This is a genomic window from Streptomyces sp. NPDC002130, assembly GCF_040296465.1.
Taxonomy (GTDB): Bacteria; Actinomycetota; Actinomycetes; order Streptomycetales; family Streptomycetaceae; genus Streptomyces.
The window spans coordinates 1-9897 of sequence record NZ_JBEOXI010000280.1; the positions used below are offsets into that span (position 1 = coordinate 1).

General features: G+C 72.3%; 7 protein-coding genes and 2 pseudogenes. 5 read left to right on the forward strand and 4 right to left on the reverse strand.

The genetic code is table 11. The features are described from left to right. Positions 1 to 316: 316 nt before the first annotated feature. Positions 317 to 715, forward strand: coding sequence for an SDR family NAD(P)-dependent oxidoreductase (locus tag ABT116_RS34965; RefSeq protein ID WP_351642297.1), 399 nt, complete (start codon positions 317 to 319; stop codon positions 713 to 715). Here ABT116_RS34965 and ABT116_RS34970 read toward each other — a convergent pair. Together ABT116_RS34970 and ABT116_RS34975 are read right to left on the reverse strand one after the other, a co-directional pair. After that, positions 616 to 3319 (reverse strand): annotated as a pseudogene (locus ABT116_RS34970) (ABC transporter permease subunit); the annotation flags it as partial. The gene ABT116_RS34965 and the pseudogene ABT116_RS34970 sit on opposite strands and share 100 nt — an antisense overlap. Further along, positions 3319 to 3795, reverse strand: coding sequence for a hypothetical protein (locus ABT116_RS34975; RefSeq protein WP_351642282.1), 477 nt, complete (start codon positions 3793 to 3795; stop codon positions 3319 to 3321). The pseudogene ABT116_RS34970 and the gene ABT116_RS34975, both read right to left, overlap by 1 nt. A gap of 145 nt (positions 3796 to 3940) precedes the next feature. Here ABT116_RS34975 and ABT116_RS34980 point away from each other — a divergent pair, with 145 nt between their 5' ends. Genes ABT116_RS34980 through ABT116_RS34990 form a run of 3 tightly spaced genes read left to right on the forward strand, consistent with a single transcriptional unit; the run spans position 3941 to position 6844 of the window. Beyond that, positions 3941 to 4504 (forward strand): MTB12 C-terminal domain-containing protein, encoded by a 564-nt coding sequence (locus ABT116_RS34980; RefSeq protein ID WP_351642285.1) that lies wholly within the window; start codon positions 3941 to 3943, stop codon positions 4502 to 4504. Next, complete coding sequence (locus tag ABT116_RS34985) at positions 4479 to 5765, forward strand: ABC transporter substrate-binding protein (protein WP_351642288.1); 1287 nt, start codon at positions 4479 to 4481, stop codon at positions 5763 to 5765. The genes ABT116_RS34980 and ABT116_RS34985 overlap by 26 nt, the downstream gene beginning before the upstream one ends. Before the next feature lie 38 nt (positions 5766 to 5803). After that, complete coding sequence (locus ABT116_RS34990; RefSeq protein WP_351642290.1) at positions 5804 to 6844, forward strand: helix-turn-helix transcriptional regulator; 1041 nt, start codon at positions 5804 to 5806, stop codon at positions 6842 to 6844. Here ABT116_RS34990 and ctaD read toward each other — a convergent pair. After that, positions 6843 to 8414, reverse strand: a pseudogene (gene ctaD, locus ABT116_RS34995) (aa3-type cytochrome oxidase subunit I); the annotation flags it as partial. The gene ABT116_RS34990 and the pseudogene ctaD overlap by 2 nt on opposite strands. Positions 8415 to 8861: 447 nt before the next feature. Between ctaD and ABT116_RS35000 the strand changes: the two are divergent. Next, positions 8862 to 9077 (forward strand): I78 family peptidase inhibitor, encoded by a 216-nt coding sequence (locus ABT116_RS35000; RefSeq protein WP_351642292.1) that lies wholly within the window; start codon positions 8862 to 8864, stop codon positions 9075 to 9077. A gap of 76 nt (positions 9078 to 9153) precedes the next feature. On the opposite strand, the gene ABT116_RS35005 is transcribed toward ABT116_RS35000, so the two are convergent. Further along, positions 9154 to 9897, reverse strand: a 744-nt coding sequence (locus ABT116_RS35005) for a phosphatase PAP2 family protein (RefSeq protein WP_351642295.1), incomplete at its 5' end; no start/stop codon positions are given.

Sequence of the window (9897 nt, forward strand, 5' to 3'; positions counted from 1 at the left end):
GGGCTCCCGCAGATGTGCGGCGAAGCTGTCGCCACCGCGTTGACATCGCCTGTGGCACTGCGCCTCAACGGCGCCACCGAGCGCACTTTCGTCATCTCCCATGGCGATGGGGGAGTGACCGTCACCGAATCTGACGACGTGCCGGAGAACGTCGCGACCACCCAAGCCGCCGAATTTCTGCGGTGGGGGACCACCCGATCTGCATGGCGGTCTGCCGTCGAGGTTTCCGGCGACCGCAAGACCGTCGCCGCAGTCCTCGATGCCATCGACATCGTCTGACCCACGAACCCGAAATCCAGAACAAGAGGAAACAGTTATGTCTCAGTACTTGCAGGACAAGGTCATTCTCATCACCGGTGCAGGGGGTGGGTTCGGTCAACTCATCGCCGAGAAGGTGGCTGCGCAGGGCGCGAAAGTCGTCGGCGTGGACATCAACGAGGCGGGCCTGAAGACTGTGTTCGGCGGTATCGCGGCCGCGGGATTCACCGGCACCTACAAGGTTGCCGACGTCACCGACATGGATCAGGTCATCGCCGCGGCGCAGCACGGCATTTCGGAGTACGGAGCGCTCGACGTACTCGTCAACAATGCGGGCGTCATGCCTCTCGCATATTTCGCCCAGACCGGCGGCGGGCTCGTCCAGGAGGAGGACGCGGGGGCTGCCCGCGAGGACCCGGGCCAGCTCGACACGGCGCAGCGTCCCGGTGGGCAGTGAGGCTGCCGGCCGTGCGCGTACGGGCCCGTCGAGCCCGAACAGCCTGAGGGTGCGCTCGACCGCGCCCGGGTCGGCCACCCGGCCCTGCTCGGCGCCCACCCGGACGTTCTCGGCCACGGTCAGCGAGGGGAAGACGGCCAGTTGCTGGAAGGTCCGCGCGACACCGAGCCGGGTGCGGGCGTGGGCGGGCAGCGCGGTGATGTCCCGCCCGCCGAGCCGCACGGTCCCACGCCCCGGCCGCAGCGTCCCGGCCAGGCAGTGGAACAGGGTGCTCTTCCCGGCCCCGTTGGGCCCCACGACCGCGGTGACCCGGCCGGGGGAGAGGTCCAGATCCACTCCGGCGAGAGCGGTGAAGCCGCCGTAGCGGACGTGGAGCCCCCGGGCGGTGAGGAGGGCCGCGGCGGTCGGGCCAGTGGGGAGCGGGGCGGCTCCGGCGGACACCGCCCGGCGCCGCAGGGAGGCTTGGGAGGGCTCGGGGCGGGGGGCTTGCGAAGGCTCCCGGGTCGGTTCGGGGGCCGCCGTGGGCCCGGGGGCCGGTGAGGGCTCGCGAGTCGGCTCCGGGGACCCCTCGGGTCGGACGGCCGATGGGCGGTCGCCGGCGCTCGGCAGGCCGGGGACGGCGCGCCGGGGCGGGGAGAGCCGTCCCGAACACCGCCCGTCGGGCCGACCGGCCGCTCCCGTGCCCTCCCCCCTCCGCGCCACGCCCGTCGCCCCCGTCGGCACCGGTGCCCTCCGCACCGCCTGCGGCTCCGCCGGGTGCAGCAGCGCGCGGGCCCGCATGCCCGCCTCCGTCAGTGCCGGGGTACGGCGCAGCCGCAGGCGTTCCGCCGTCGTGCGCAGGGCCTCGTACGGGCCACCCGGGAAGCGGCCCACCAGGATCGCCAGGATGCCGACGAGGGCCGCCGCGACCCCGCCGCGTGTGCCCGCGTCCAACCCGACCAGGAGGGCCGCCGCGGCGAGGGCGCCGAGCGTGCTGTCTGCGCCCAGCACCACCACCGCGGCGAACCACAGCAGGCTCCGCACCGGGTCGTAGGCGCCCGCGTCGAAGGCACGCAACCCCATGCCGAGCATGGCGCCGCCCAGCGCGGCCAGCGCGGCGCCCGCGACGAACGCCAGCAGCTTCAGGGACGGCACCCGGACGCCCGCCGCCTGCGCGCCCCGCTCGTGATCCCGCATGGCGGCGAGGGCCCGGCCCGTCCGTCCCCGGCGCAGCGCGTGCGTCGCCGGCAGCGCGAGCGCCAGCAGGACCAGCTCCAGGACGTAGTACGCCCGGTCCCCGTCGAAGCCCGCCGGGCGGCCGAGCGTGAGGCCCGCCGTGGCGTAGGGCTGGGCGAAGACGAAGCGGCTCACCCCCACCCCGACCGCGAACGTCGCCAGCGCCAGGGCCAGCCCCCGGCGGCCGATCGCCGGCCAGCCCGTCAGCAGGCCGAGCGGCGCCACCAGTACGACCGCCACCGCGAGGGCCGCCAGTTCCGGCAGGCGGGGCAGGCCCGGGAAGCGGCCCGACGCCAGCAGCGCCGTGAACAGGGCGCCCAGACCCGCGTACGCGGCCTGCCCCAGGGAGATCTGGCCACTGCGTCCGGTGACCACCACCAGGGACAGCAGGATCACGGCCAGCGCCGGCACCTGGACCGCGGTGTGCAGGTCCCGGCCCGCGAGACCCAGCGGCAGCAGGAACAGCACCAGGACCACGACCCAGGCGCCCGGCGGGGTCGGCACGCGCGCCGTGGCCGTACGCGGCAGCGCATCCCGCTCCCCGACGCCCGGCAGGACCAGCGCCGCGACCAGCAACGCGACGACGAACAGGTTCGTGCCGACCGCCTGGAGCAGCGGTTCGGCCCAGCCCGGCGGATGCAGCCGCGTCAGCTGGCTCTGCGCCACCCCGATGCCCAGCGCCACCGCCACCGCGACCGGCAGGCTCCGCATCCGCGCGGCCACCGCGACGGCGACGACCTCCATCACGAGCAGCGAGAGACCGTACGGGTCGAGCCGCACGTACGGCGCCAGCAGCACACCCGTCAGCCCTGCCGTGAACGAACCGAACGCCCAGCCGGTGGCCGCGACCCGGTCCGCGTCGATACCGCCCAGCACCGCGAGCCGGCGGTCGTCCACCACGGCCCGCAGCTCCCGCCCGAACCGCGTCCGGCGGACCACCGCAGCGACCCCCGCGGCCAGCACCAGCACCACCGCCAGCTGCCCCCACGGCTCGTCCGGCACCAGCACCGGCGCGTCGTCCCGCGCCCCCTGCCCCCACAGCAGCGCCGCGCCGCCCACCAGCAGGACGAACACCCCGATGGACGCCACCAGCGTCTGCGCCGGATCGCCGCCGAGGACCGCCAGAGGCCGGAAGACGAACCGTTCCAGGACCACCCCCAGCCCCGGCGCCAGCACCAGCAGCGTCACCGCCGCCCCGAGCCACAGCGGCCAGCCCCACTCGACCACGCACTGCCGCAAGCCGTACGCGCACACCATGGCGATCGCGCCGTGCGCGAAGTTGAGCACGCCCGTCGCGCGGTACGTCACGATCAGGCCGATCCCGGTGAGAGCCGCCGCGCTGCCGACCGAGAGCCCGGCGAGCGTGAGGTCGTACGTCAGCGAGGACATCAGTCGGTTTCTTCGGCCGGCTCGCAGATCGGGCAGGGATCCAGCTCACCGCTCGCCACCAGCTTGGAGTCCACCGGGACCGCCTCCGCCTTGCCGGCGACCAGCGGGCAGTCCGCGCGGTGCCACAGTGTGCCGCCCGGCACCATCAGCAGGTCGCCGCTGACCGCGAGCGGCGCGAGCGCCGCCCGGCCGGTCTCCTCCGTCCCCGCCGGCTCTGCCGCCACCAGCAGGCCGTGCAGCTCCTCCACGCGCGCGGCGGCGACCGAACCCCTGCCCTGGGCCAGCAGCACCGCCCCGGCGATGATCAGAGCGGCCCCGGGGATCGTGCAGGAGGCCAGGTAGGGCAGCTGCCGTTCGGCGTAACGCTCGCCGGAGACTCCGTACCAGCCCACGGCGCACAGCACCGCGCCGGCGGCCAGGGCGGCCCAGCCGGCCCACAGGACGGGATGCACGGTCCGCAGTCGGCTGGTCCGCATCGCTGGCTCCCACACGTCGGATTCGGCTGTGCGTGCGTCGGGCTGCCTGTTCAAGTCGGCCGATCGCTTGCACTATGCCCTGTGGAAGCTGACCCTGAAAGCACCGGGCGCACATGGCCCGGACCGACACCCGGTGGTGAGCCAGATGGTTCTCGGCAGCGACCTCAGGCGGGGGAACGCGACGGGGGGCCCACGCACCGCGGGACGGGGCACGGCGATCGCGGCCGCCCTGGTCCTGGCCCTCGCCCCGGCCCTCGCGGCATGCAGCGACGACAGCGGCGGCGGCAGCGAGAGCACCCCGCCCACACCGACCGCGGAGCGCACCACGAGCGCGCCGGCCAGCGCCCCGGCGGACCGGGCCGCGGCCGAGACGGAGATCAGGCAGAACTGGCAGAAGTTCTTCGACCCGAAGACCTCGGCCGAGGACAAGCAGGCCGTCCTGGAGAACGGCGACCGGATGGGCCCGGTCCTGCAGGCCTTCAGCGGCGACGAGCGCGGCGGGCAGGTCCAGGCGAAGGTCACCAAAGTCGAGTTCACCTCGGCGACCGGGGCGGACGTCACCTACACACTCACCCTGAAGGGCGCGACCGCCCTGCCCGATGCCTCCGGAAGCGCCGTCGAGCAGGACGGCACCTGGAAGGTGTCCGCCAAGACGCTGTGCGCGCTGGTGCAACTGAGCGGCAATGCGTCACCGATCCCGGGCTGCTGAGGCACTCGCCGCGGTCCTGTTGCTCTCCCTGAGCGCGGCCTGCGGCAGCCGGCTCCCGGAGAGCGACTTCCGGCACGACGACCGCACCCCACCGCCCCGCGAGTCCGCGCCCCTGCGGGTCGGCATCATCACCAGCGCCACCAGCCCCGTCGGCGGCAGCGCCTTCACCGGCCCGCGCGACGGCGCCCTGGCCTTCTTCGAGCGGCTCAACACGCGCGGCGGCATCGACGGGCGCCGGGTCGAGGTACGCCGTTGCGACGACGGCGGCAGCGGCGTCGGCAACAACGAGTGCGTGCACAAGCTCGTCGAGGAGGACGAGGTCGTAGCCCTGGTCGCCACCACCGCGCTCGACTACGCGGGCGCCTCCCGCGTCGCACGCGCGCGCGTGCCCGACATCGGCGGCCAGCCCATCGGCGCCGCCTACGACACCTACCCGCACCTCTACGGCATCTACGGCAGCCTCGCGCCCCGCGACGGCACCGCCGGCTGGGACGGCAGGCTGTACGGCGGCACCGAGGTCTACCGCTACTTCAAACGCGAGCACGGCGCCCGCACCGCCGCCGTCGTCTCCTACAACCAGTCCGCCTCGGCCGCCTACGCCCGGCTGGTCGAGCGGGGCCTGCGCGCCGAGGGCTACAAGGTCGTCACCGAGCAGGTCGACTTCGCCCTGCCCAACTTCCGCGCCGTCGCCGCCGATCTCAAGGAGCAGAGAGTCGACCTGGTGTTCGACGCCATCGACGGTCACGGCAACGCGCGGCTCTGCCAGGCCATGGACGAGACCGGCGCCGACGTCACCGCCAAGGTGACCAACGTGCAGAACTGGACGTCCACCGTCACCGACGACTACAAGGACGCCCCGCGCTGCCGCAACGCCCTCTGGGCGACCGGCGCCAGCCGCAACTTCGACGACACCGGCCACCCCGCCGTACGGGAGTTCCGCGAGGCGACGAAGGACCTGAAGACGCACTCCCAGTGGCAGCTGGAGGGGTGGGCGGCCGCGCGGTGGTTCACGGACGCGGCCAAGTCCTGCGCGGCGACGGGCGTCACGCGCCGTTGCGTCGACTCGTTCATGGACCGCAGCCAGGGCTACACCGCCGGAGGGCTGCTGCTCCCCGTCCGGTTCGAACGCCTCCCCGAGCCGCCGAGGACGAGCAGGACCTGCCTGTCGGTGGCCCGCTGGCAGGACGGCAGGGGCTGGGTGGGTCAGGGCGACATGAACCGCACCTGCTTCACCGTCCCGCAACTGGCCTACGAGCCTTGAGGACAGTGGCTGTCCGCAAGGCCTGGCAGACTCGCCCCATGTTGGAGACCTCGGCCCGTCTGCTGCGTCTGCTGTCCCTGCTCCAGGCCCACCGCGAGTGGTCCGGTGCCGATCTGGCCGGCCGGCTCGGTATCAGCGCCCGCACCCTGCGCCGGGACGTCGACCGGCTGCGCGAACTCGGCTACCCGGTCAACGCCAGCCCCGGCACCGGCGGCGGCTACCAGCTGGGCGCCGGCGCCGAACTGCCGCCGCTGCTCCTGGACGACGACGAGGCCGTCGCCGTGGCGGTCGGACTGCGCACCGCCGCCGGGCAGGGCATAGACGGCATCGGGGAGACCTCGGTCCGGGCCCTCGCCAAGCTGGAACAGGTGCTGCCGAACCGGCTGCGCCGCCGGGTCAGCGCTCTGAACGCCGTCACCGTGCCGATGCTGCGCAGCACGCTGCCCTCCTCGGTCGACCCGGCCGTACTCACCGAGCTCGCCCATCTGTGCCGGGACGCCGAGCGGCTGCGCTTCGAGTACCGCGGCCACGACGGCACGCCCTCCCGCCGCACCGTCGAACCGCACCGCCTGGTGTGCACCGAGCGCCGCTGGTACCTGGTCGCCTGGGACCTCGACCGGGACGACTGGCGCACGTTCCGCGTGGACCGTGTCACGCCCAGACCGCCGCACGGCCCGCGCTTCACTCCGCGCAAGCCCCCCGCGGAGGACCTCGCCGCCTACGTCTCCCAGGGAGTCTCCACGCGCGCGTACGCCACCCACGCCGTCGTGCGGCTGCTGGTGCCACTGGACGAGGCCGCCGAGCACATCTCGCCCTCGGCCGGGGTGCTGGAGGCCGAGGGCCCGGACACCTGCCTGCTGCGCTGCGGCGCCGGCAGCCTCGACGTGATGGTCATCCACGTGATGATGCTGGGCTTCGAGTTCGAGGTGCTGGAGCCGGTCGGGCTGATCGAGGCGATCAGGACGACTCGGGACCGGCTTGATGGCGCTCTGGCTCGGGCTGCGCAGTCACCGCCGCGTACTGCGGATGGTGCAGGTCGAACGCCGGAGACTCGGAGCGGATCCGGGGCAGCGTCGTGAAGTTGTGCCTCGGCGGCGGACACGAGGTCGCCCACTCCAGGGAGCGGCCGTAGCCCCAGGGGTCGTCCACCTCGACCTTCTCGCCGTACTTGGCGGTCTTCCACACGTTGTAGAGGAACGGCAGCGTCGACATGCCGAGCAGGAAAGCGCCGATCGTCGACACGGTGTTGAGCGCGGTGAACCCGTCCGCCGCGAGGTAGTCCGCGTACCGGCGGGGCATGCCCTCGGCGCCCAGCCAGTGCTGCACCAGGAACGTGGTGTGGAAGCCGACGAAGAGCACCCAGAACTGGATCTTGCCCAGTCGCTCGTCGAGCATCTTCCCGGTGAACTTCGGCCACCAGAAGAAGAACCCGGCGAAGATCGCGAAGACGACGGTGCCGAAGACGACGTAGTGGAAGTGCGCCACCACGAAGTACGTGTCCGTCACGTGGAAGTCCATCGGCGGCGACGCCAGGATCACCCCGGTCAGGCCCCCGAACAGGAACGTCACCAAAAAGCCGGTCACCCACAGCATCGGCGTCTCGAAGGACAGCGAGCCCTTCAGCATGGTGCCGGCCCAGTTGAAGAACTTCACACCCGTCGGCACCGCGATCAGGAAGCTCATGAAGGAGAAGAACGGCAGCAGCACCGCACCGGTGGCGAACATGTGGTGCGCCCACACGATCATCGACAGGCCGGTGATCGCCATCGTCGCCCCGACCAGCGTCAGATAGCCGAACAACGGCTTGCGGCTGAACACCGGGATGATCTCCGTGATGATGCCGAAGAACGGCAGCGCGATGATGTACACCTCGGGGTGGCCGAAGAACCAGAACAGGTGCTGCCACAGGATCGCCCCGCCGTTGGCCGCGTCGAACACCTGCGAGCCGAACCGCCGGTCCGCCTCCAGCACCAGCAGGGCCGCCGCGAGCACCGGGAACGCCATGAGGATCATGATCGACGTGAACAGGGTGTTCCACACGAAGATCGGCATCCGGAACATCGTCATGCCCGGGGCGCGCATCCCGATGATCGTGGTGACGAAGTTGACCGCGCCGAGGATCGTGCCGAAGCCCGACAGCGCCAGACCCATGATCCACAGATCGGCCCCGATGCCCGGCGTGCGCTCCGCGCTGTTGAGCGGGGCGTAGGCGGTCCAGCCGAAGTCGGCCGGGCCCGAGGGCACCAGCAGCGAGCCGAGCACGATCAGCCCGCCGAACAGGAACAGCCAGTACGAGAACATGTTCAGCCGTGGAAAGGCCACGTCGGGCGCGCCGATCTGCAACGGCATCAGCTCGTTGGCGAAGCCCGCGAACGTCGGCGTCGCGAACAGCAGCAGCATGATCGTGCCGTGCAGCGTGAACGCCTGGTTGAACTGCTCGTTGTCGATGATCTGCAGTCCGGGGCGGGCCAGTTCGGCGCGCATCAGCAGCGCCATCGCTCCGGCGACCAGGAAGAACAGGAACGACGTGATCAGGTAGAGGTGGCCGATCTTCTTGTGGTCCGTCGTCGTCAGCCAGTCGATCACCACCCGTCCGTGCCGCGTCCGCGGCTCGGACGGCGCCGCCGCCTGTACGGTCTGCGTCCTCATCGCTCGCTCGCCCCTTCGCTGATCGCGCACCGGGCCCGCCGCAGCCCGCGCCTCACGTGCCCGCGAGCTCACGCCATGATGCTCGCGTCACAGCGCGCTCCGACAGGGGGCGTATCGGCCTCTGTGTGCCGAAGCCATGCATTTCCTGTGCCGCGCCGACTTCGCCGGGCCGGTCCGGCAGCGGAAAGGAACGGAGCTCGAAGGCACCTCTCCCGGAACTTTCCGCCGGGCTTTTTCCATGAGCTCATGGGACACGCGGGAATTACGATCGAATGCCTGCGGAAGGCGTACGGAACCGCTCGTCCGTGTGACGGACAGCTCCCGAAACTCCTGTCGTGATCTTGTGACAGAAGCGTGACGGGAGGCGGACAGTGACCGCCGCGACCCGACGTGCGCGGTCGCCGACCCGGACTTCCGCGGTCGCCGGGCAGGACATAGCGTGGCGGCATGGCACCGACTCCGACACCTTCCGCGGAACCCGACGACAGCCCGGACACCTATGTCGGCCTGGAGGCCGGCCAAGCCGAACGCCTCGCGCGTGAGCGCGGCTGGCCGACGGTGCGCGCGCTGCCGCCCGGCGCGATCATCACGATGGAGTACCGCGTGGGCCGGCTGAACTTCGAGGTCAAGGGCGGCCGAGTGGCGCGGGCCTGGAAGGGCTGAGATCCGGCGAAGGCCCTGGTTCCGCTCCGGAACCGGGGCCTTCGCATGCCGGGCGGGGGTGCGTACCGTCCGGTGGTCAGCCGCCCGTCACGGGCCGGGCCGACGAGGCGGAACCGCGCGGGTGGCGCTCGCCGTGCGGCGGGCGGCGGCTGCCGGCCGGGGTGATCGGCGAGCGCTCCGAGCGGACCGTGTGCGGGCCCGGCGCCAGATGCACCGTGGCCCGCGACGAGCGGGCCGCGATGTCGTCACGCTCGGGCAAGGGGGTGACCACGACGGGCGGCGCGCCGACCGGGACCGCCGAGGTACGGCGCCTGCGGGCCCGCAGACGGTCGCGCAGGTCGAAGATCGCGTCCTCGGCACGGGCGATCAGCGGCTCGAACCACGGCAGGCCGAGCAGGATCAGCAGACCCGCGGTCCAGCCGAGGAGTACATCGCTCAGCCAGTGCGTACCGAGGTAGACGGTGGCCATCCCGACGCCGAGCGAGGTCACCGCGGACACGGCGGACAGCCAGCGCTGCGCTCTCGCGCTGGAGGCCAGGTAGGCCAGGATTCCCCAGGTCACCACGGCATTGGCGGTGTGACCGCTCGGAAATATATCGCCGCCGAGCCACATCTCGTTCGAGCCGATGATGGTCGCGTAGTGCGGTCCCAGGCGGCCCATGCCGTACTTGGCGGCGCCGACCGTGATGTTCAGCAGCAGCAGTGAGACGCCGAGTGCGAGCAGGGGCCGCAGGGTGTGCTGCCGCCAGGAGCGCCAGCCCAGCCAGGCCGCGACCATCACGGCGGTCGGGCCGCGCTGTCCGAGGACCACGTAGTAGTC

Coding starts and splice junctions, on each gene's coding strand:
- ABT116_RS34965 (WP_351642297.1), top strand. CDS start 317: ATGTCTCAGTACTTGCAGGACAAGGTCATTCTCATCACCGGTGCAGGG.
- ABT116_RS34975 (WP_351642282.1), bottom strand. CDS start 3,795: ATGCGGACCAGCCGACTGCGGACCGTGCATCCCGTCCTGTGGGCCGGC.
- ABT116_RS34980 (WP_351642285.1), top strand. CDS start 3,941: ATGGTTCTCGGCAGCGACCTCAGGCGGGGGAACGCGACGGGGGGCCCA.
- ABT116_RS34985 (WP_351642288.1), top strand. CDS start 4,479: ATGCGTCACCGATCCCGGGCTGCTGAGGCACTCGCCGCGGTCCTGTTG.
- ABT116_RS34990 (WP_351642290.1), top strand. CDS start 5,804: ATGTTGGAGACCTCGGCCCGTCTGCTGCGTCTGCTGTCCCTGCTCCAG.
- ABT116_RS35000 (WP_351642292.1), top strand. CDS start 8,862: ATGGCACCGACTCCGACACCTTCCGCGGAACCCGACGACAGCCCGGAC.